17 protein-coding genes and 2 pseudogenes are annotated in these 20,176 nt (G+C 62.3%); 6 read left to right on the top strand and 13 right to left on the bottom strand.

What is annotated here, in order from left to right:
- Positions 1–337 precede the first annotated feature (337 nt).
- The 4 genes from ACYVD0_RS07265 to ACYVD0_RS07250 all read right to left on the bottom strand — a co-directional run bounded on the left by ACYVD0_RS07265 (position 338) and on the right by ACYVD0_RS07250 (position 6,263).
- Complete coding sequence (locus ACYVD0_RS07265) at positions 338–1,630, bottom strand: MFS transporter (protein WP_460426196.1); 1,293 nt, start codon at positions 1,628–1,630, stop codon at positions 338–340.
- 157 nt (positions 1,631–1,787) lie between these two features.
- Positions 1,788–4,322, bottom strand: a complete 2,535-nt coding sequence (locus ACYVD0_RS07260; protein WP_460426195.1) for a lantibiotic dehydratase — start codon at positions 4,320–4,322, stop codon at positions 1,788–1,790.
- A gap of 112 nt (positions 4,323–4,434) precedes the next feature.
- Positions 4,435–5,283 (bottom strand): hypothetical protein, encoded by an 849-nt coding sequence (locus ACYVD0_RS07255; protein ID WP_460426194.1) that lies wholly within the window; start codon positions 5,281–5,283, stop codon positions 4,435–4,437.
- Positions 5,283–6,263, bottom strand: a complete 981-nt coding sequence (locus tag ACYVD0_RS07250) for an MbnB/TglH/ChrH family RiPP precursor modification enzyme (RefSeq protein ID WP_460426193.1) — start codon at positions 6,261–6,263, stop codon at positions 5,283–5,285. The genes ACYVD0_RS07255 and ACYVD0_RS07250 overlap by 1 nt, the downstream gene beginning before the upstream one ends.
- Positions 6,264–6,306: 43 nt before the next feature.
- Here ACYVD0_RS07250 and ACYVD0_RS07245 point away from each other — a divergent pair, with 43 nt between their 5' ends.
- Positions 6,307–6,636, top strand: coding sequence for a hypothetical protein (locus ACYVD0_RS07245; protein ID WP_460426192.1), 330 nt, complete (start codon positions 6,307–6,309; stop codon positions 6,634–6,636).
- On the opposite strand, the gene ACYVD0_RS07240 is transcribed toward ACYVD0_RS07245, so the two are convergent.
- The 6 genes and pseudogenes from ACYVD0_RS07240 to ACYVD0_RS07215 all read right to left on the bottom strand — a co-directional run bounded on the left by ACYVD0_RS07240 (position 6,631) and on the right by ACYVD0_RS07215 (position 11,219).
- Positions 6,631–7,758 carry a M50 family metallopeptidase gene (locus tag ACYVD0_RS07240; protein WP_460426191.1) on the bottom strand — a complete coding sequence of 376 codons (1,128 nt, stop codon included), beginning with the start codon at positions 7,756–7,758 and terminating at the stop codon, positions 6,631–6,633. The two genes, ACYVD0_RS07245 and ACYVD0_RS07240, sit on opposite strands and share 6 nt — an antisense overlap.
- Positions 7,759–7,820: 62 nt before the next feature.
- Positions 7,821–8,741: a class I SAM-dependent methyltransferase gene (locus ACYVD0_RS07235; RefSeq protein ID WP_460426190.1), complete on the bottom strand. Its 921-nt coding sequence runs from the start codon at positions 8,739–8,741 to the stop codon at positions 7,821–7,823.
- A 25-nt stretch (positions 8,742–8,766) separates the two neighbouring features.
- Positions 8,767–9,540, bottom strand: coding sequence for a class I SAM-dependent methyltransferase (locus ACYVD0_RS07230; RefSeq protein WP_460426189.1), 774 nt, complete (start codon positions 9,538–9,540; stop codon positions 8,767–8,769).
- Positions 9,541–9,812: 272 nt separating this feature from the next.
- Positions 9,813–9,986, bottom strand: a pseudogene (locus ACYVD0_RS07225) (IS3 family transposase); the annotation flags it as partial.
- Positions 9,987–10,414: 428 nt separating this feature from the next.
- Entirely contained in the window at positions 10,415–10,588 is a 174-nt protein-coding gene (locus ACYVD0_RS07220) for a hypothetical protein (RefSeq protein WP_460426188.1), read from the bottom strand.
- A gap of 436 nt (positions 10,589–11,024) precedes the next feature.
- On the bottom strand, positions 11,025–11,219 hold the full coding sequence (locus ACYVD0_RS07215) for a hypothetical protein (protein WP_460426187.1): 195 nt from the start codon (positions 11,217–11,219) through the stop codon (positions 11,025–11,027).
- Positions 11,220–11,520: 301 nt separating this feature from the next.
- Here ACYVD0_RS07215 and ACYVD0_RS07210 point away from each other — a divergent pair, with 301 nt between their 5' ends.
- Both ACYVD0_RS07210 and ACYVD0_RS07205 read left to right on the top strand, forming a co-directional pair.
- Positions 11,521–12,438 (top strand): aldo/keto reductase, encoded by a 918-nt coding sequence (locus tag ACYVD0_RS07210; protein ID WP_460426186.1) that lies wholly within the window; start codon positions 11,521–11,523, stop codon positions 12,436–12,438.
- Between the two features lie 15 nt (positions 12,439–12,453).
- The gene (locus ACYVD0_RS07205; RefSeq protein WP_460426185.1) at positions 12,454–13,782 is read left to right on the top strand and encodes an NTP/NDP exchange transporter; all 1,329 of its coding nucleotides are present in this window, start codon (positions 12,454–12,456) and stop codon (positions 13,780–13,782) included.
- A gap of 11 nt (positions 13,783–13,793) precedes the next feature.
- Here ACYVD0_RS07205 and ACYVD0_RS07200 read toward each other — a convergent pair whose 3' ends face one another.
- Entirely contained in the window at positions 13,794–14,255 is a 462-nt protein-coding gene (locus ACYVD0_RS07200) for an OsmC family protein (protein ID WP_460426184.1), read from the bottom strand.
- Positions 14,256–14,359: 104 nt separating this feature from the next.
- Between ACYVD0_RS07200 and ACYVD0_RS07195 the strand changes: the two are divergent.
- Positions 14,360–14,900: pseudogene (locus ACYVD0_RS07195) on the top strand (cytochrome b/b6 domain-containing protein).
- A gap of 27 nt (positions 14,901–14,927) precedes the next feature.
- Here the strand turns inward: ACYVD0_RS07195 and ACYVD0_RS07190 are convergent.
- On the bottom strand, positions 14,928–15,383 hold the full coding sequence (locus ACYVD0_RS07190) for a c-type cytochrome (RefSeq protein WP_460426283.1): 456 nt from the start codon (positions 15,381–15,383) through the stop codon (positions 14,928–14,930).
- A 207-nt stretch (positions 15,384–15,590) separates the two neighbouring features.
- On the opposite strand from ACYVD0_RS07190, the gene gabD reads away from it, so the two are divergent.
- Positions 15,591–17,042 carry an aldehyde dehydrogenase family protein gene (gene gabD, locus ACYVD0_RS07185; RefSeq protein ID WP_460426183.1) on the top strand — a complete coding sequence of 484 codons (1,452 nt, stop codon included), beginning with the start codon at positions 15,591–15,593 and terminating at the stop codon, positions 17,040–17,042.
- A gap of 73 nt (positions 17,043–17,115) precedes the next feature.
- The gene (locus ACYVD0_RS07180; protein ID WP_460426182.1) at positions 17,116–18,177 is read left to right on the top strand and encodes an NAD(P)/FAD-dependent oxidoreductase; all 1,062 of its coding nucleotides are present in this window, start codon (positions 17,116–17,118) and stop codon (positions 18,175–18,177) included.
- A 37-nt stretch (positions 18,178–18,214) separates the two neighbouring features.
- Here the strand turns inward: ACYVD0_RS07180 and ACYVD0_RS07175 are convergent, their stop codons facing one another.
- Positions 18,215–20,119, bottom strand: coding sequence for a putative bifunctional diguanylate cyclase/phosphodiesterase (locus tag ACYVD0_RS07175; protein WP_460426181.1), 1,905 nt, complete (start codon positions 20,117–20,119; stop codon positions 18,215–18,217).
- Positions 20,120–20,176 lie beyond the last annotated feature (57 nt).

The following is a 20,176-nucleotide window of genomic DNA, read 5'->3' as shown; positions in this document are numbered from 1 at the left end:
CCGGGTGGGACGCGATGAGGGGACGTAGTGAAGAGCCGTGCCGCAGTTGCTCCCACGAGGCTTGCTCGCCCCCAAGCGCCGAGCGCCTTCGGAGGTGGTTGGCGGCGCGCTATGCCGTGCCTTGAATGTAGGGGCTTAAGTGTTCACCTTCGAAAGTGCCGCCCTGGTCTGTAGCATGCCCTGATACCAAAGGCCTCAGTCATAAGCCAAAGTGACTTGTGCTGGTAGCGAGCTGGCGGAAATTCCGGCTTCGGTCTTCCGGCATCTTGCTACCAGCTCAATGGATTTTTGGATGATTTGATATCCCCCCCGGCTAAAGGCCGGGGGGATATCAACGTTAAGAACTGCGCTGCCAAGGGCGAAAACTGATCCATAGCAGAATGCCGGGAATCTGAAGCAGCAGATTAATACCGAGTGCTATCCGGTAGGCTTCTTCCGGATACATGCCATTGCTGCTTGTCCATTGGTTGATGATGCTACCTAGCCCCCACTGCACTGCAAACGCTAATAGGAATACCAGCAAGTTGAAAGAGGTGCTGACTCGTCCGGTTAGATGGGAAGGCACGCTTTGGGCGACGATGGCATAGTTCATGGTGGTGGCTGTGCCAAAAAGACTGAAACCGATAACCACCAGCAGAGGATTAACCGGAACCCCGGAAATCATCAGGCCTTGGAAGAGCAGAAAAATGCAGACCCCCGTGCCACAGACGAAAACCGGCTGGAAGCCGTATTTGCGCAGGGCGTCGGTGATCCAGCCGAAAGCTAGGGAACCGGCAACCATTGCCACGGTACCGGAAAACAGCACATTAGCTATCTCCGGGCGGGAGAGATGCCCAACGTCTCGCAGCCAGGGGCCCATCCATAAACCTTGCACTGCCATATAGGTAGCGTGGGCGAACAGGGTATACAGGGCAAGCCGCCAGAAGGACCAGGCACTGTATAGCTGGCCCACGGCTCTGGCCATGTCGGTCAGACGGGTTTTCTGCTTCTGCGGATGCTCCGGCACCACGGTAAAAATCAGTACGCTCACCAAAAGGGTGCTCAGGCCCAGAAACAGAAAGGCCTCTCGCCAGTCCGTGTGGTTGAGGGCGATCTGCATGGGGGTGGTAGAGGCCATGGCTCCCATTCCGCCTACCGAGAGCAGTACGGCAGTGGATAGGGGCAGCCTTTCCGAGGGCAGCCATAGCGAGCAGGCCTTGATGGCCGCCATCAGGGACCCGGCCACGCCAAAACCGATCAAACCCCGTGCTATTGCCAGCTCCCCGAGGGAATGGGCGTGTGCGAACAACAAGGCGCCGGCAGCAGCCACCATCAACATAGGCACCTGTACCTTGCGTGGCCCGAAGCGGTCCAGGGCTACGCCAAGGGGCAACTGTGCGATGGCAAAGGTGAGGAAATAGGCGCTGGTCAGCAAGCCCAGACTGTTGGCCGCCAGGCCCAGATCCCTGGCCAAGTCTGGGTAAACCACTGCGTTGACCGTACGGTAGAGGTAGGAAGCGAAGTGGGCTAGGGCAAAAGGGAGCAATACCGTTGCCAGCAATTGGAGTAGGCGGCGATGTGCTTGCTCCTGGGTACCCCCGGAGGGGGAGTTTCCCCCTCCGGTCGGATTGCCCGTGTCGATTTGTTGCATATCAAGCTTTTCTCGTAATGATGGGAGGGGGTGGTCCTAGTGGGTCAATAAATTGGTAGCCAGGTGCCTGCGCTTCCCGTGGATTACCTCCTGCGCGGCAGCCCGGCGCTCAACGCCAAGTCCCGTGTTTGAGCTTTGCCACTGCCTATAGTGGGGCTCATACATGCGGTATCTGCACTTGTGCCACAGTAGGATTAAGGGAGACGAAGGAGGTGCGGAATTCACTGCAATAACGCCCTCTGCCGTCTTTCAACCACAGTTCGTCGGGGGTAGGACGCATTTCTGAGAAGAGCATGTCCTGTGGGGTCTTGCACAGGTTGGCTAGCAGATCAAGGGAAAGGGGGTTGCCGAAATCCACAAAAATGGGCTTGGGCTCCCCAGTGATCTTGACGAACACGTACCGTGGCATGTCCCGCAAGCGGCCCCACTGGCGCCACTGCAGGTAGCTGTGCAGATCTTCCGCTGGCAGGCCCGGGCCAGGCAGGTCCTGCGGGCGTATGTTCCAGCTCCGGCGCTTAAGGATCAGGCGGGAACACACCACCCGGGCGGAAATACCATAGCCAAGCAGGTTCCTGGCCAGGGCAAAGCAGGCCCGATGCAGCTCGCTGGGGATCACTGTGAGCAAGTCCTGAGTAAAACCGGTGAAACTATCCTGATAGTAAAGGATGCCCTGATCGAGGATCACTTTTCCCCGCCCTGCAGGTAGGCAGCGCTCGCTGTCGACGCGGCCAACGCTGCCCGGAAGCACGACCTGGTAGAGTGATTCGACATCGAGCCAGTCGATATGGGAGCGCTGGTAAGTTTCCGAGGAGTCGGCCAGTACTGCCGTGGCTGGAGCCAGGAGGTCGGTTACCTCTGTGCGGATTGCCGCTGGGTCCGGGCAGAAGGGCTGAGCCACCGGTTGAGAGACGGTATGCACCGCCGGGTGGATCTCGCCAATCACCCAGGCATAGTCACCGGCTGCTACAGCAGCCTCGTCACGGGCGGCCAGCATGAAATCCGGGGAGTGCACCCCCAAGGTGAAACCGGGGAAACAGTTGGCCCGGGGCTCCTGCTGTTGCAGGATGGCCAGCAGGGCGCCCAGATCTTCCTCGCTCAGGCGCAGCTCATCCGGAGACGCCGTCAGGGTCTCTTGAGCCAATTTTTCCCAGGCAGCTTGAAGGATGGCACGGATCTCCCCGGTTACCCCCTGGCAGTCCTGATGCCCTTGCACGGCATTGTAAAATTTCAGGAAGTCCACTGCCCGGGACTCATCCCTTGAGGCCAGGGCCTGCCAGTGCTGCAGGTAGTGATCATGCAAGCGTACTGCCACAGCACCGGCTAGCCAGTGGTTCAATTCCATCACGATCTGCATGGCGTGTTGGATGTCCGACGCCAGAGGGTCGCCTAAGGTGACGTGTAAGTTACGGCCACAGTCTTCATACACCGGAAAACGCCCCACATACATTTTTCCCTGAGCGCGGTAGAGGTCTACCCTGGCCCCGGCCAAAGTCCGGCTCATGGCCTCCAGTGCCTTGCAACGGGTTTCCAAATCTCCCCGGGCAAATACTTGGCGCTGGGCTTCCAGTTGGTCGATCACCTGTAACCAGGGGGCTTTGGCGGTTGCCGGAGCGTCCAAGGCATGCACCTGGGCACGCAATTGCGCCATGGCCTGAGGGTGTCCCGGAGGAACCGCCAACTGGGCCTCCAGTACTCCTTTGTCCAAGAGGAATCCCAGGAGGGGGAGATACTCTTCCCTGGATATCCCTTCGGCTGTCAGGGTGTGGTGCAGTTGTTTTTGGCTGCGGGGAATAGATTGGCCGCAATCCGTTTGCAAGGCTTGGAGCACGGCCAGGGCGGGGCCGTGCAGGGGCCATTGCTTGTCCAGTGGGAAGTGAAGCTGTTTATTTCTGACATGGCAGCCTGGAGTTAGGGTCAGGGGAATTGCCGGGTGGAGCAAGGGGTCTTCGATAATGGCCCGGGAAAGGCGCAGGATGACCCAATGCTCAAAGAAGGTCTGACGGCTGGCCAGCCAGGGGCCGGGAGGACACTGCACCTGTAGGGGCACGTCGCAGTCTGGACGGAAGCGTCCCCAGGTGATCGGCCCGAAAAAGCTGGAAGTATCGTTTTTCGCACATAACCGCTGCAGGTAGTTCCAGCCAAGGCGCAGGCGTTGACGGCTACGCCTGTCCAGGGACGCTTGGTCATTGGCGAGCGAGGCGGTCAGGGCATCGACCCGTTGCAGTGATTCGGGATTGGAGAGAAACAGTGCTTCCCTGGCTTCCGGGCTACTCAGGCAGGCAAGCAGGCGGCGTCGGTTATCCCCCAGCTCCATGGAAAACGTCGGGAGCAGCTGCTCGCACAAGGTTTGAGCCTCTTGCAGATCGGCCAGGCGCCGGGCAAACCACGGGCCGCCTGCTTCACGTACTGACTGGGGCATGTCGCCGCTTCCGAGGGGAGCCCGTTCCTTGAACTTGCGCTCCAGCTTGGCCAGGGCTGTTGGAGCGTTTGCGGCGACGATGCCTTTGAGCATCTCCTCAGCGGTATGGATACTGTCCAGCAATTCCTCATAGCGCTGCAGCAGGGGCGAGCTCTCTAGGACGCTCAGGGAGTCGAGCAGTTCAAAAGGAAACCCCGCTGAACGCATCCAGAAAAAATCCGAGCAGCGGGCTTTGGGCCATTGCCCTTGCTGCCGGGAGGCGGCGGGGACCATGGGATGTTCCTCCGGGCTGCCCGGTGCGCCGGGTTCAGCGATGAATGCGGCCGGCGAGAGGGTGCTCTCTTCCTGGGATATGTGGCGTAGAGGGTTTGCTTTGTGGGTCAATTCAGCAACCCTCGCCACAGAGTGCCCGCTGGGCCTTCAATTGAATCAGACAGTGCTCGTCGTCCTTGCTGCTGGCGGCAAAACCCAGCGATACCAACCGGGCGGGCAGCTCCTGACGTGGACAGGGTTTTTCCAGGGCAGCCAGGATTTCCACCGCCCGCAGGGGTAGCAGCGAGTATTTATGGGAGAGTTCAACATGCGGCAGGAATACTAAATAGTGTTCCGTTTCTGCTTCCAGGCTCACCCGGCCCAGTGACTTCTTGTCGCGCAGGCAGTGGGAAAGCTTGCTCTTGCTACAAAAGGTTTTGGCGTAGGGAGTGCGCTGCAAGGGGCCGGTATCCACGGTGATCTCTTCTGTCGTGAGGCTGGGCTGGTCTGCCAGGTCGCGCATCAGCGCCACCACAGTCATTTCCAGTCCGATCAGATCCCGCAAGCCGAAAGGTTCCGCACTCACTTCATGGCGGGCAAGAAAATCCAGAGCGGCCTGGCAATAGCTGTAGACGTAAGGGCCGAAATCTTTCCATTCCTGAGTATCCAGAAATTCCTCGCCGAGCTGATTGATATTCGCCCCCTTGTTCAATAGAGCGCGCAACACGAGCGGGGCCCCGGTTTCCAGGGCATTCAGAAAGGAATTGGAGAGGCGGAAGCGGTAGTTGAGTACGAACCACTTTGCCCGATCCGCTTGGCTCGCGTAGGCCCGGGCCGCTGCCTGTTGTTCCTCGTTCAGCCCGAATGAGGCCAGCACATCCGCAGCTGGGCCTTCGTGAGGCCGGGTATTGAACAAGGCATTTTGCAATGGAACTTCGCGCATGATGCGCCGCCATACCTGCCATACGGTTTGAGCTTGCATCAAGCTATCTCCTCTCCCGAAGGGGACTGGTTTTTTTGCGTAGGGAGACTGGAGGGGGCTCCACGATAACGGTGCCAAAGGGCTTTGGCCTGGGCGAGATCTTCGTAGATCATATCGGCATCCTCCGTCTTGCCGAGGATGCGTGTGTCCGGGTGATGGGCCTGCCCTTGGTATTCCAGGATGATGGCCGAGGGGCTTGCCCGCTGCAGGATTTCCTCGTACAGGTCCCACACCGGCTCAGGAATGCTGGCGTCATGCCAGTCGTGGTAGAGGCCACCAAACCAGCTTCCCCCAGCCAGGTGAACGGCAATGACGCGATCAAGGGGAATAGTGTTCAGATAATCCTTCAGGTCATAGCCTGGCAAGTTGATGGAATTGGTATAAATGTTGTGCAGATCCAAGTGCAAAAAGGTGCCTGACCGCTCCACCAGGCGGGCCATGAACTCCGCCTCGCGCATTTCCGCTCCCGGGCAGGGGAGGTAGTAGGCCGCGTTCTCATGGGCCAAGGGTCGCCCGTACATTTCCTGCAGGTGGTGGGCCCGCAGGGCGCAGCGCTCGACTTCCTCGCGGGAAAACTGCACAGGGCTGCTCCAACTATCCAGCCAGGACTCATCCCCGTAAAAGCAATGGTTCGCTACCCAGGGACTACCGATCATGTGACTCAGGGCAATGTGGCGGCGGGCGGCGGCAGTCTGCTCCAAGGGGGAGAAGCCGAAATCACAGCCATAGTTGGAGTGGGCGATCAGTGGGCATTTGCTGCGCAGCCGCTCGATGGTTTTGCGGGCAGAAGGCTTTATGATCTGCGGCCCATCCAAGGGGGCCATAATGTTGTCTACCAGAATCTCGTAGAGATCGACCTGCAGTTCTTCAAAGGGGAACCAATCGAGAATCTCCGGGTTGTACTGAATACCAACGCCGATTGCATCAGGTTTTGTGAAGATCATATTGATTTCGATGTGATGAATGACATAGAGAACCATTCGTCCCCATCCCTTTCCGGTGCTTTCGCATAGAGAGGGATGGGTGAAGATGGCAACCTTTATGGCAGGCCTTCGTGGCGTTCCAGATAAATACGTGGAATTAAGCGAAGACCTTGCTCTCGATTACTTCAATGTCATCAAGATCGAACTCTTCGAAACCTTGAGGCGTCTTTTCCGGGGTCACAGGGGTGACCTCATTGCCGGACTCTGCAACCTCTTCTTCATCGAGTTTGAGCAGGAGGGGGTCCTTGTTACTGTTGCTCATACATTACTCCTTGTATTGAAAACGGATGAAATCGCCCAGACTGGTGTCAGGGAGAAAAGCGTTGCAGCAATGAGCGGCCCTTTTATCCGCGGGTACGGTAAGTTATGAGAATAGCCATTGGTAAATTAGTAAGGCCAGTTGCACTAACAGTGCCCACACCACCACCCAGCCCAAGGCAGTGCCGGCTACGGTCAACCAGTACAGCAGCTTTCGGCGGGGGCTTAAGTGTTCCTTATGGGGACTGCGGCTACCCAAGCCCTTCACATAGCCGAAGGCACGCTGGCGCAGGCGGGGAATACCGATCAACTCGGTAATGGCTAGGTAGGTGTCCCCGTTAAACATGGGCAGCAAGGTGGGAATCAAGGCCATAGTGGAGCTGACGGCCATCACTACGCCAATGGTGTGCCAGAATGCCAAGGCATCTCCGACCGAAGAGCCCGCGCCCATCAGCATAGTCCTGGTGCCTTGCCAGAGGAGCACCCCGATAGCTGCAAACAGCAGACTGGCATAGGGCCCCATAACAATGCTGATGATCCTCTGGTGCTTGTGTAATGCGCTCCAGTCCCCTTGCAAGGGGCGCGCCCAACCAGTAGCCAGAAGCAGATAGACGGCAATGCCAAAGTCCGTGATACGCACCCGGTAGTGGCGGCAAGTCAGGGCATGGCCGATTTCATGGAAGAAGATGGATACCACCACCACCGGGTAATGCCATAGCAGCCAGCTGGCATTACCTCCGTAGACAGCCTTGGTATCTTGCCAGAACGCCTCATGGCCGTTGGCGATACAGGCCAGGGCAGCCAAGATGATCCCCGCACCTAAAATGGCGAAACCCGGAGTGCACAACCAGCGGCAATGCCAATAGAGAAAATTCAGCATGACTGCCGGATTCATGCGCAGCACTGGAATCATCAGCAAGGCTTTCAGGGGGCCATAACTAATGCCGATGGCCGGGTCCAGCAGTTTTTTCGACTTGGCCTCCAGAGAGTCTGCCAACAGGCCCAGCTGGATGAGCTTGTGCTCAAAAGCAGCCAGTGTTTTCATGGAGCACGCTTTACCGTGCTCTCGGGCCAAATGGGCGGCGATGTCTTCCAGGCTGCGTTGTCCGTCAAACAACTGCGCCACCAGCAACTCCCCGGCTCCCAGGAAATAGGACAGGTCGGTTCTCGGGTCATATATCGTATGGCGGCGATCTCCAGCATCGCCCTGGGGCGGGAACAGGCGCAGGTCCATGCGGAAGATGCGTAATGGCCGAACTGGCTCAGTGGCTGGCTTTTCGTACTCGCACTCTCCGCTCACGCCACACCTCGCAGTTGGGAGAGCTTCTGATGCACATCCGCCAAGCGGTCTCGGTGCCCTCGAGCAATTTCCTGTTGCAAGATGGAAGGCTCCATGGGTGCGCAAGCCCGCCCCAACACATACACGCCCCCTGGCCGGGTTGGGCCACAAAGGGGGGCCGCTGTTGATAGCACGGGTAACCAGCCGTGCTTGAGCATCAGCAGTTCTATGGAGGTGGCACTGAGGTAGCGGCGGTGGTTATGGCTGAAAAAGCCTTTTTGCACTCCATAACCCAGAGCCCGTCCCTCAATGAACATCAGACCATTTGGTTTGCAAGCCCGACGGCAGATCTCCAATACACCATTCACATCGAATACGTGTTCCAGAGAACCGGTAATAACCGTAAGGTCAAAATATTCATCGGGCAAGTCCATGTCTTCGGCGGCTACGGGGAGGATATCCAGGCCGAGCTTTTCCCTGCCGAACCGGGCGTAAGTACTATCCGGGTCCGTGCCAAAAACTTTCCAACCCCGCTTGGCGAAAGCCACCATCAATCCCCCGGCAGAGCAACCCACATCCAGTAGGTGCCCTTTGGCAGGTAGGTATTTTTCTAGACTTTGGTACAGGTACTCGCCCCGTCGTAGCTGATCCACTACGAAGTCTCGCTCCAATTGGCTATTGCCAAAGAGCATCAAGCGATAGTATTTGTCATAGTAGGTATCGTAGAAATCCCGATTGAAGCGGGGGTTCTGGTAGAGATGGCCACAATGAATACACCCCACCACAGGTAGTCGGGCAAAGCGCTCCGGGCCTGTTTCCACCTCCTCAACAACAATCTCGTGATCAAGACTTCCACATATTTCGCAGGGCACCGTGCTGGCAGTGATACCTTCAACTATGCCGACGGACTCCAGATATTCGCAAAGATAGTTTTCCATAATCATGGAACCAGACCGGGCATGGTTATTTGATGCAGAAAAAACCTTCGAAGCAGATATGCTTGAAGACGGTCATGATGTCGGTGAATCCGGCACGCCTAAGCATGTCCAGGTTCCCGTTGGTGGAAAACGGCTCCAGAACGCCCTTCAGGCTACGGGCTTTGGCAATCACTTCAGCGGGGGCATAGCCCTGATTGAGCTTGTAGTCGGTGTAAATACTGCTGATGATGTCCTGGAAGCGAGCATCAGGGCCTCTTACCTTCTCAAACAGTAAGAAGGCTCCACCCCAGTTCAGAGACTGATAGATGCAGTTGTAGATATCCTGGCGAATCCTTGGATGGACGAACTGCACCGTATAGTAGGCCACCATGAAGTCAGCTGGTTCATAGGGATAGGTGAGAATATCGTCCACCACATAGGTGACGTTACTGACTTCCGGCATTTCCTTGTTTAGGATTTCCCGAGCCTGAGCGATCATATTGGGTTCAACATCGATGCCTACCCAGCGGGTAGAAGCTGTATGGCGGGTCGCCAGTTTGCGAGTCAGTGCGCCGGTGGAACAGCCTAGCTCGTAACAGACCGAATTGCTTTTGACAAAAAAATCACTGGTGGCCAGAACGATGTCGTGACCATCGGCGTAGCGAGGCACCGATTTGGCGACATGACTTTCGAAATGCTTTGGCGTATCGCCACCGAAGGTCCAGGCGGCATTCGGCGAGGTTATTCCATCGCCGACGAACTGCGATAGATCTGACTGCATCAGTGTAGTGGCAACTGACGCATCATTTGCGTTCTTCATTTCTCAAGTCCCTTTGAAAAATTGCCTATTCGCAAAAATCAGCTTAATGCAAATAAATCGGAACGGCTCGATTAAGGGCTCCACTGCCAAGCCCATAACTCATCGCTCAAACCTAAGGATTTCAGTGGATGTTGTCAAATGAAGTTTTGATCGTTGTGGTGGCATAATGGTTCTGGAGGGCTCGGTAGGAGGACACTCTACCGCTCAGCCAGAAGTGGCCCCGTTTATTTGAACAGCCAAGCCCGGTTCGATAAGTGGATTGCCTGCGGTTCTCAAGCTGCCTTGGGCATGGGCAGCGCTGGAAAGCACGCCTGATCTAGTGTCCTGCGATCAAGTGCCGTGTGCGGCCGACGTAGATTGTAGAAGTCGAAGTAGCATCCGAATGATGACTTGGCATGGCTGGCGCTGTCGTAGGCGCGCAGATAGACCTCATTAGTTTTATCACTCCCTACACGCACTCAAAATAATCAAAGCCGAATCGCTTCCTGAACATGTCTCTTGCCAACTGCTGCACCCTAGGGCTAGTCGCCGAATTTTCAAGGAGTTCAATACACAACCGGTCCATGTACGCGACACATTCTCTGATGCGCCGTTTCCTGCGTGCGCGTTCCATGTCGACTATGTTGCTCATGACTCTTCCCCCCCTCATTGACGAGCTTGGCCGTGGCTTCTTGGTAGGCCTGCTCCAGTTTCTACTTGGTGTGCCTCCTGTCCACTTCGTCATACCTGCTGCGGGGAATGCGGGGTGGGAGACGTGCGGATGGATGAACTGCTAATGCAGACAGTTAGGCCCATGTCGGCCGTCAGTTAATAAGTCTCCAGCTGCCAACCGGTTGATAGACGAATGCCAGGGCAGATATTGGGTGGAGTTGGTTCATTGTTCGGCCACTTCTTTCGGGAATTCCTTCAGCTTCTTCAGCTGCCCACGGTGATGCCCATAGGCTGGTAGCACACGGTACACATGGACCAGCTCGCCGCTGACGGTCCTCAACACAACATAGCTTTTGCCGTCAAACTCCCGGACTGTGCTCCGGGTCATGCTCGGCATTTGCATAACTTCTACCCCCGTGTAGTAGGCGCGGTCCGCGCGTCGGATCAAATTGTTGGTTTCCCTGGTTCATTGTCCCTGTCCTTGATTTGGAGTCGACCTTAGGTGGCTAACGTTAGGTCGCTAACATGTAGCTTGTAAACGCGAAGTAGACGAATGGCCGAGCTGGTTCCAGCGCAACGGGAGCTCGCTTTGGCGAGAAGAAAAAATTCTTTTAAATCAAAAAGATAACAGTTGGATAATTATCCAGCTTTTCGGGCGGGTTATCGCTGGAAGCGCAGCGCTTCGTTGGAACAACAGAGGTGAGAGGCAGTGAGCGCAATGCGTAGGCTGTAGCCCGGCCGGCTATGTCTCCTGGCATCGTGCAGGGGCACAGGTTTGTGCTCATCAGCCAGACGGCGGTGTCCTTGGCGAGCCCCCAGAACGGACTGCCCCTTCAATGCCGCGCCGCCGCCTCGGCGATTTCCTCCCGCCAAGTGCGTTCCAGGCGTTCGCCGATGAATTCGACAAAGCGTCGCACCCGCGGCGCCAGGTGGCAGGTGTGAGGGTAGACGGCATGCAGCGGGATGGCGGCGAGCGGATGGCCGGGCAGCACCTGCCTGCAGGCGGTCGGCCCTGAGGTCGGCGGCAACGCTCCAGAACGATTTCAGCGCGATGCCGGGCCCTGCAGCGCCAGGGCATGGGCGGTTTCTCGCGCCGCCGCCGAGAGGCTGCCGGTGGCGAGGATGCGGTCGAACAGCCTGAGGTTGGAAAGGCCGCTTAGCATGGGATTCTCAGGATTGCAGCTATAGTTCATGTCCCTTATAGCAATAATGCATAGGAGCGGGCTGTCCATACTGTGCGCCCAATCAAAAAGGCTTGTTGCAGCCTTTTCGTTCGGGCGTCATGAAAGGCCATGCCCGGGCTATCGGTTCATCAAGGAGGAGGATCCCATGCCCACCCGTCGTCAGTTCCTGCAGCGTTCGGCCCTGCTCGCCGCCATGGCGACCATGGCGCCGCTGCTGTCCGCGCCGTCCCTGGCTGCAGAGGCGCTGCTCGCGCGGCGCATTCCCTCCAGCGGCGAGGAGTTGCCGGCGATCGGCCTCGGCACCTCGCGGACCTTCGACGTCAAGCTCGACGATGCCGCGCTGGCCCCCCTGCTGGAGGTGATGCGCACCCTCGTCGAGGGCGGCGGCAGCCTGATCGATACCGCGCCGAGCTACGGCCGCTCCGAGCAGGTGACCGGCGAGCTGGCCCGGCGTCTCGGCGTGCGTGATCGGCTGTTTCTCGCCAGCAAGGTGTCCTCCACCGGGCGGGAAGCCGGCCGCCGGCAGATCGAGGCCAGCTTCAAGGCGCTGCAGACCGACCGCATCGACCTGATGCAGGTGCACAACCTGCAGGATACCGCCACCCAGTTGGCCCTGCTGCGTGAGCTGAAGGAGCAGGGGCGGCTGCGCTACATCGGCGTGACCCACTATCGAGACTCGGCCCACGACGGCCTGCTGGCGGTGCTGCGCCGGGAGAGGGTCGATTTCGTGCAGTTCAACTACTCGGTCGGCGAGCGCAACGCCGAGAAGCGCCTGCTGCCGTTCTGCGCCGACAACGGCATTGCCACCCTGATCAACCGGCCGTACATGCGTGGCGAGCTGTTTGCCCAGGTCAAGGGCAAGCCGCTGCCTCCGCTGGCACAGGAGCTGGGCGCGACCTCCTGGGCGCAGCTGCTGCTCAAGTACATCCTCGCCGAGCCGGCGGTCACCGCGGTGATTCCGGCCACCGACAATCCGCGCTACATGGCCGACAACCTGCTCGCCGGCCAGGGTCGCCTGCCGGATGCCGGGCAGCGCGCGCGGATCGTCGAGCTGTTCGCCTGAGCCGGGAGGCGGCGCATGACTTCGACCCTGCCGGCACCGCTGCGGCGGCTGGCCGGCCTGATCGGCGCCGGCCCCGGCCCCGGCGAGCTGGCGGCGGCGCTGTCCGGCTTCGCGCTATTCTTCTGCCTGTTCGCCGGCTACTTCATGCTGCGGCCGATCCGCGAGACGATGGGCGTGATGGGCGGCGTGGAGAACCTGCAGTGGCTGTTCAGCGCCACCTTCGTGGTCATGCTGGCCGCCGTGCCGCTGTTCGCCTGGCTGAATTCGCAGGTGCCGCGGGCGCATTTCATCGACTGGGTGTACGGCTTCTTCAGCCTGAACCTGCTGCTGTTCGCCGCGCTGTTTTTCGCTGCGAGGGAAAGCGTCTGGCTGGCGCGGACCTTCTATGTCTGGCTGTCGGTGTACAACCTGTTCGTCGTCTCGGTGGCCTGGAGCCTGATGGCCGACGTGTTCGACGCGCCCCAGGCCAAGCGGCTGTTCGCCTTCATTGCCGCCGGGGCCAGCGTCGGCGGCCTGACCGGGCCGGCGCTGAGCACCCTGCTGGTGGCGGTGCTCGGCGAGGCCGGCCTGCTGGCGCTGTCCGCCGTGCTGCTGCTGGCGGCGCTGGGGCTGAAGCATTACCTGATGCACTGGCGGGCCGTCGGCGGCGCCGGCCGGCCCGGCGCGCAGCTGTCGGAGAGTCCGCGGCGGCCGGTGCCGGGCAATCCGTTCAGCGGCCTGACCCGAGTGCTGGGCTCGCCCTACCTGCTCGGGGTCAGCGCCTTCGTGATCCTGCTGGCGACGGTCAGCACCTTCCTCTATTTCGAGCAGGCACGGCTGGTGGCCGAGCTCTTTCCGCAGCGCAGCGAGCAGATCCGTGTCTTCGGCTTGATCGATTTCGTGGTGCAGGCCGGGGCGCTGCTCTCCCAGCTGTTCATCACCGGCCGCATCGCCCAGCGCCTGGGCGTGCGGGTGCTGCTGGCCTGTGTGCCGGTCCTGATGTGCCTGGGCTTCGTCGCCCTGGCGCTGATGCCGACCTTCGCCGTGCTGGCCACCCTGATGATCGTTCGGCGCATCGGCGAGTATGCCTTCGTGCGGCCGGGGCGGGAGATGCTGTTCGCCCCGCTGGATGCCGAGAGCAAGTACAAGGCGAAGAACCTCATCGATACCGTGGTCTACCGTGGCGGCGATGCCATCAGCGGCTGGGCCAAGAGTGGGCTCGACCTGCTCGGCCAGGGCGCCTGGCTGGCGGCCCTGGTCGGTGCAGCCTGCGCTGCACTCTGGGGCCTGCTCGGCTGGCAGCTGGGCGGGCGGGCCGACCGCGAAGCGTGTGCCGCGCGCGGCGAGACGGGCGTGTCGGGCTGACTCCGGCCGCCTCAGTCCGCCGGCTGCTTGAGCAGGGCGCCCTCGGTGTCGCGGACCCACAGACGGACGGGGATGCCTTGGGCCACGCTGCGGCCCACCGCGCAGAATTCCTCGAACTGCTCGAGGATGCGCGGCAGGTGCTCCAGCTCTGCAGCGCGGCGGCCCAGCTGCAGGGTGATCCCGATACCCAGAACGCGCAGGCGGTTCTGCTCGTTGCGGCCGACTTCCGCGCTGGCCTCGCAGTGTAGCGGCTCGGCGTCCTGCTTGAACTTGCGCAGGGCGAACAGCAGACTGGCGGTCAGGCAGTTGGCCACGGCGGAGAGCAGCAGCTGCACCGGGCTGGGGCCCTGGCCGCTGCCCAGCGGCGGCGGCTCGTCGACGATCAGCGGCGGCTGGCCATTGCCGAAGTCGAGGCTGCAGCGGTAGTCCTCCAGCTGCTGCAGGGTCAGGGTGACGCGCTCGGTTTCGCTCATGGGAGGCTCCTTGCTGGGAGTTGCCGGCAGCCGGGCGGCTGCTACCCTGCGGGGGGCGCCTGGGTATCGGCCGGGGGCCGGTTCGGAAAGAGAGAGTCTAGGACATGTCGGACAGTATCAAGGTCTGGGACGCGCCGCTGCGTCTGTTTCACTGGTCGCTGGCGCTGGCCGTCGGCGGCGCCATCCTCACCGGCTGGCTGGGCGGCAATCTGATGGTCTGGCACAACCCGCTGGGCGCCCTGTCGGTGCTGGTGCTGCTCGGCCTGCTGGCTTTCCAGACCCTGAGCGGGCTGATGGCCAGCGACGACATCGCCTTCCAGGGGCCGCTCTACCGGCTGGTGGAGGCCGACACCAGCGCCTGGCCTGACCGGCCTGCACCGGCAGGCCTGGTGGCTGCTGCTGGGGCTGATCGGCCTGCATCTGCTGGCGATCCTCTTCTACGCTCTGGTGCGCCGGCAGCCGCTGGTGCGGGCGATGATCGGCGGGCGCAGCCCGCGGGAATATCCCGAGCAGCGCTAGGCCATCGGCGGGGCGCCCTGGGCGCTGGCCGTGGCGCTGGCCGGCGCCTTGCTGCTGGTCTGGGGCGTGCAGTCGGCAGCCGGCTGGCTGGCGCAGCCGCCCGCCCCGGCGGTGCTCGACTGGTAGGTGGGGGCCGGCCGGCCGGTGGTCGGATCAGTCCGTGCGGAACTGGTCGTGGCAGGCCTTGCAGGTCTTGCCGACCGCGCCGAAGGCGGTCTTGATGCGCGCCTGGTCGCCGCTGGCCGCCTCGCTGGCCAGCTTGTTGATGGCGCCGGTGAAGTCGCGGGCCAACTTGTTGGCTTGGTCGAGGTTCTTGAAAAACTCCGGCTTGAGCCTGGTCTTGTCGCCCATCTTGTCCCTGGCGGTGCCGGGGGCGAATAGGGAACCCATGCCGGAATTGGCGATGGCGGCGATGGCGCTGGCGGCGGCGGCCAACTGATCCTTGTTGTAGGGCACGCTGCCGTCCACGACCTGAGCCTTGATCCTGCCCATGTTCCAGGCCATGAAGTTGTAGCCGGCCTGGCGGTACTTGATCTGGTCCTCTGGCTTGAGCTGGGCCTGGACACCCAGGGTGGCCAGCAGCAGGGCGGCACCGAGGCCGCCGATCATCAGTTTCCTCACGATATCTCCTTGTTGGTTCCGGGATGTTTTCCGGTAGTGGCGGACGGCCGGGAGCCGTCCGCGCGGGGCTATACTCCCCGCCAAACTGCGACGAGCGCAAGCCGGGGGGCTGGCGCAGGCCTGCAGAGAGCGCAGCGCGACGGGCTGCCGCACTGGCGGCCGTCGCTCCCACCGGTTACGAAGGAGTGGATCGCAATGCAATTGAACGATGCCCAGCTGTTCCGCCAACAGGCTTACATCGAGGGTTGCTGGCTGGATGCCGACAGCGGGCAGACCCTCGCGGTGAACAATCCGGCCAGCAACGAGATCCTCGGCAGCGTGCCGAAAATGGGCGCAGCCGAGACCCGCCGCGCCATCGAAGCCGCCGAGCGTGCGCTGCCGGCCTGGCGTGCGCTGACCGCCAAGGAGCGCGCGGGCAAGCTGCGTCGCTGGTTCGAGCTGTTGATGGAGCACCAGGACGACCTCGCCCGGCTGATGACCCTCGAGCAGGGCAAGCCGCTGGCCGAGGCGCGCGGCGAGATCGCCTATGCCGCGTCCTTCCTCGAATGGTTCGCCGAGGAGGCCAAGCGCGTCTACGGCGACACCATTCCCGGCCACCAGGCGGACAAGCGCATCCTGGTGATCAAGCAGCCGATTGGCGTCTGCGCGGCCATCACGCCATGGAACTTCCCTGCGGCGATGATCACCCGCAAGGCTGGTCCAGCGCTGGCTGCCGGCTGCACCCTGGTGCTCAAACCGGCCTCGCAGACGCCGTTCTCGGCGCTGGCGCTGGCCGAGCTGGCCGAGCGCGCGGGTATTCCGGCGGGGGTGCTGAACGTGGTCACCGGCAGTGCCTCCGAGATCGGCGGTGAGCTGACCGGCAACCCCACGGTGCGCAAACTGTCCTTCACCGGCTCCACCGAGATCGGCCGCCAACTGCTGGCCCAGTGCGCCGCGGACATCAAGAAGGTCTCTCTCGAACTGGGCGGCAACGCGCCCTTCATCGTCTTCGACGACGCCGACCTGGACGCCGCGGTAGAGGGCGCGCTGGCCTCGAAATACCGCAATGCCGGGCAGACCTGCGTCTGCGCCAACCGCCTGTACGTGCAGGACGGCGTCTACGACGCCTTCGCCGAGAAGCTCAAGGTCGCGGTGGCGCGCCTGAAGGTCGGCAATGGCCTGGAGGAGGGTGTCACCATCGGCCCGCTGATCGATGACAAGGCCGTGGGCAAGGTCCAGGAGCACATCGCCGACGCGCTGGCCAGGGGCGCCCGGGTGATCGCCGGTGGTCAGCCCCATGCGCTCGGCGGCAGCTTCTTCGAACCGACCATCCTCGCCGAGGTGCCGGCGGATGCGAAGGTCGCCCGCGAGGAGACCTTCGGGCCGTTGGCCCCGCTGTTCCGCTTCCGGGACGACGCCGAGGCGATCGCCCTGGCCAACGCCACCGAGTTCGGCCTCGCCGCCTACTTCTACGCCCGCGACCTGGGCCGGGTGTTCCGCGTGGCCGAGGCGCTGGAGTACGGTATCGTCGGCGTCAACACCGGCCTGATCTCCACCGAGGTGGCGCCGTTCGGCGGGGTCAAGGCTTCGGGCTTGGGCCGCGAGGGCTCCAAGTACGGCATCGAGGACTATCTGGAGATCAAGTACCTTTGCCTCGGCGGCATCTAAGGGCACGGCGGCGAGGCTGCTCATACTGCGTTGCGACCCGTGGGCATGGAATGAATGGGAGGTGGTTATCGATATGCTCTTGATCGGTGCCGGGCACAGCCATCTGGGCGTGCTCCGGCGCTGGGCCCGGGGGCGACGGCCGAAGGGGCGTCTCGGGCTGGTCAGTGCCGTGCCGCAAGCCTGGTATGCGGGGACGTTGCCTGGGTTGCTCGCCGGACGCTATGCAGCGCAGGACTGCTGCATCGAGCTGGAGCCGCTGTGCCAGGCTGCGGGCGTCGAACTGATCGTCGGCGAGGTGCGGGCGCTGCAGGCCGAGACGCGCGAGTTGCAGCTGGCCGACGGGCGGCTGGAGCGGTCCGACTGGCTGTCGCTGAACGTTGGTGCCGGGCGGCTTGCGCCATCGCAGCAGAGCGAGGGTATGCAGTTGCTGTCGGCCAAGCCTTTCGCCGGTTTCCTTGACGGCTGGCAGCGCTGGCGGCAGGAACCGCAGCCGCTGGCGATTCTCGGCGGCGGGCCGGCCGGGGTCGAGCTGGCCCTGGCGCTGGCCGGACAGGTGCCGGCGCTGTCGCTGTTCTGCGCCGGGCCGCTGCTCGAGGGCCTCGGGGCGGGGCTGCGCTTGCGTGCCCTCGGTGCGCTGCGCCGGCGCGGCGTGTGGGTGCGCGAGTACTGCCCGGTCAGCGGGATCGACGGGCAGCTCCTGCTCAGCGCCGGGGAGCCGGTCTGGCAGGGTTCGCGCCTGCTGTTGGCGAGCGGCGCCACGGCACCACCCTGGCTGGCGCAGAGCGGCCTGGTCTGCGACGCGGCCGGCTTCGTGCAAGTCGGCGCGACTCTGCAGAGCCTGTCCCATCCGCAGATCTTCGCCGCCGGCGACTGCGCCGCGCTGCCCGGGGTGAGCAGGAGCGCCTTCCAGGCGCTACGCCAGGCGCCGGTGCTCAGTCACAACCTGCGTGCGGTACTGGCTGGCCGCTCGCTGCACCACTACCGGCCGCCACGGCAGAACCTGCTCCTGCTCGCCACCGGTGACGGCAGCGCGCTGCTCGGCTGGCATGGCTGGAGTGCCGGCGGGCGCTTCTGCGGCTACTGGAGGGAGCGGCTGGACCGGCGCTTCATTCGCCGCCATGCCCTGGGCGGCTGAGGAGCAGAGGGGGCGCCGAGCCGGGGATGCCGTCGACTCAGCCGACCAGGGTATTCGCCTGCAGCACGGTCGGCGCCCGGAAGAGCTCCTCCGCTGGCAGCGGCCTGCCGAAGAGGTAGCCCTGGCCGAGAGGGCAGTGGCTGCGCTTGAGGAAGTCCGCCTGCTCCGGCTGTTCGATGCCTTCGGCGAGAACGGTCAGTCCCAGGCTGTGGGCGAGTACGATCACCGAGCGGGCGATGGCGGCATCCTTGCCGTCGGACGGCAGGCCGGCGACGAAGCCGCGGTCGATCTTCAGCTTGTCCACCGGCATGCTCTTCAGGCGCTGCAGCGAGGAGTGCCCGGTGCCGAAGTCGTCGATCGCCAGGCGCACGCCCAGATCGCGCAGCCGCTGGAGTTGCCGGCGGGCGCAGTCCGGATCGTCCATCACTGCGCTTTCGGTGATTTCCAGCTCCAGGTGGCGTGCATCCAGGCCGGTCTTGGCGAGGATTTCGGCGACCTGCAGGTCCAGTCCGCCACGGCTGAACAGGCGGGTGGAGATGTTCACCGCGACGCACTTCAGCGCGTGCCCGGCCTTCAGCCAGCTGCGCATCTGCCGGCAGGCCTGCTCCAGCACCCACAGGTCGATGGCGCCGATCAGACCGTTCTCCTCGGCGACCGGGATGAATTCCCCCGGCGGCACCAGACCGCGTTCGGGGTGCTGCCAGCGCACCAGCGCCTCGACGCTGACCAGTTGGCCGTTCCTGAGGTTGTGGATCGGCTGGTAGTGGACGCGCAGCTCGCCGTGCTCCAGGGCGTGGCGCAGGGCGGCGATCAATTCGACGCGCTGCCGGGCGTAGGTGGTCAGCTCCTGGCTGTAGAAGGTGTAGGTGCCGCGCCCATTGCTCTTGGCCTTGTGCAGGGCGGAGTCGGCGTTGCGCAGTGCCTGCTCGACGCTCTGCGCGTCGGTGGGGAACAGGCTGATGCCGAGGCTGGCGCCGATCAGCAGCTCGTGCTGGTCCAGGTGGACCGGCTGGTTCAGTGCATCGAGGATCTTCATGGCCAGGGTGGCGGCCTGCTGCGGCGAGCAGTTTTCGCAGAGCAGGCCGAACTCGTCGCCGCCCAGATGGGCAAGGGTAATGCCCTGATGCTCCACCTGGTAGGTCAGGAGCTGACTGATGGTCTTGAGCAGCTGATCGCCCAGCTTGTGGCCGAGGCTTTCGTTGATGTGCGCGAAATGATCGAGGTCGAGCAGCAGGACCGCGCCCTGGCCCTTCTCCAGCGGGGGCCGCTCCAGTGCATGCTGGATGCGTTCCTTGAAGAGCAGGCGGTTCGGCAGGCCGGTCAGCGGATCGTAGTGGGCCAGGTAGTCGAGTTCGGCCTGGGAGCGCTTGAGCATCGACAGGTCGGAGAACACCGCCACATAGTGCGTGATAGCGCCTGCCTCGTTGCGAATGGCGCGGATGCTCTGCCACTGGGGATACACCTCGCCGGTCTTGCGGCGATTCCAGATCTCGCCGCTCCATTCGGCGCGCTGGCCCAGCGCCTGCCACATCTTCCGGTAGAATTCGCCGTCGTGCCGGCCGGACTTGAACAGGGTGGGCAGCTGGCCCAGCACCTCGGCCTCTCCGTAGCGGGTAATCCGGGTGAAGGCCCGGTTGATATAGACGATCCGCTGCTCGGCATCGGTGACCAGCACGCCTTCAAGGGTGCTGTCGAACACTGCGTCAGCCTGGCGCTGGCGGGCGGCGTGGGCGGTGCGGTCGGCGAGCTGGCGGCGGCCGAGGAAGTAGAACAGCAGGGCGGTGAAGAGAATGGAGACGATGCCCTTGAGGGTCTGCCATACATTCAGGTACGCGCTATCCTCCAACAGAGACAGCAGCAGCCAGTCGCTGACCGTGATCCATAGAAGGGAGAGGAAAACGTAGGCCAGGCAGGCCAGCAGCAGGGGGAGGTGCCTTTTCATCAGTAAGGCCCAATCCATGACCGCCGGACAGGATGATCGTGCTGTGGAAACATTTCT

It is taken from the genome of Azotobacter armeniacus, assembly GCF_054779355.1.
Note: the sequence above shows the minus strand (reverse complement) of the source record. Positions and strands in the feature narration are given on the sequence as shown.

Excerpts from the sequence above, each read along its gene's own strand:
- gabD (WP_460426183.1), top strand. The coding sequence starts at position 15,591 with ATGCAATTGAACGATGCCCAGCTGTTCCGCCAACAGGCTTACATCGAG.
- ACYVD0_RS07190 (WP_460426283.1), bottom strand. The coding sequence starts at position 15,383 with ATGATCGGCGGCCTCGGTGCCGCCCTGCTGCTGGCCACCCTGGGTGTC.
- ACYVD0_RS07260 (WP_460426195.1), bottom strand. The coding sequence starts at position 4,322 with ATGGTCCCCGCCGCCTCCCGGCAGCAAGGGCAATGGCCCAAAGCCCGC.
- ACYVD0_RS07220 (WP_460426188.1), bottom strand. The coding sequence starts at position 10,588 with ATGCCGAGCATGACCCGGAGCACAGTCCGGGAGTTTGACGGCAAAAGC.
- ACYVD0_RS07210 (WP_460426186.1), top strand. The coding sequence starts at position 11,521 with ATGCCCACCCGTCGTCAGTTCCTGCAGCGTTCGGCCCTGCTCGCCGCC.
- ACYVD0_RS07205 (WP_460426185.1), top strand. The coding sequence starts at position 12,454 with ATGACTTCGACCCTGCCGGCACCGCTGCGGCGGCTGGCCGGCCTGATC.
- ACYVD0_RS07230 (WP_460426189.1), bottom strand. The coding sequence starts at position 9,540 with ATGAAGAACGCAAATGATGCGTCAGTTGCCACTACACTGATGCAGTCA.
- ACYVD0_RS07250 (WP_460426193.1), bottom strand. The coding sequence starts at position 6,263 with ATGGTTCTCTATGTCATTCATCACATCGAAATCAATATGATCTTCACA.
- ACYVD0_RS07255 (WP_460426194.1), bottom strand. The coding sequence starts at position 5,283 with ATGCAAGCTCAAACCGTATGGCAGGTATGGCGGCGCATCATGCGCGAA.
- ACYVD0_RS07180 (WP_460426182.1), top strand. The coding sequence starts at position 17,116 with ATGCTCTTGATCGGTGCCGGGCACAGCCATCTGGGCGTGCTCCGGCGC.
- ACYVD0_RS07265 (WP_460426196.1), bottom strand. The coding sequence starts at position 1,630 with ATGCAACAAATCGACACGGGCAATCCGACCGGAGGGGGAAACTCCCCC.
- ACYVD0_RS07175 (WP_460426181.1), bottom strand. The coding sequence starts at position 20,119 with ATGAAAAGGCACCTCCCCCTGCTGCTGGCCTGCCTGGCCTACGTTTTC.
- ACYVD0_RS07200 (WP_460426184.1), bottom strand. The coding sequence starts at position 14,255 with ATGAGCGAAACCGAGCGCGTCACCCTGACCCTGCAGCAGCTGGAGGAC.
- ACYVD0_RS07235 (WP_460426190.1), bottom strand. The coding sequence starts at position 8,741 with ATGGAAAACTATCTTTGCGAATATCTGGAGTCCGTCGGCATAGTTGAA.
- ACYVD0_RS07240 (WP_460426191.1), bottom strand. The coding sequence starts at position 7,758 with ATGGACCTGCGCCTGTTCCCGCCCCAGGGCGATGCTGGAGATCGCCGC.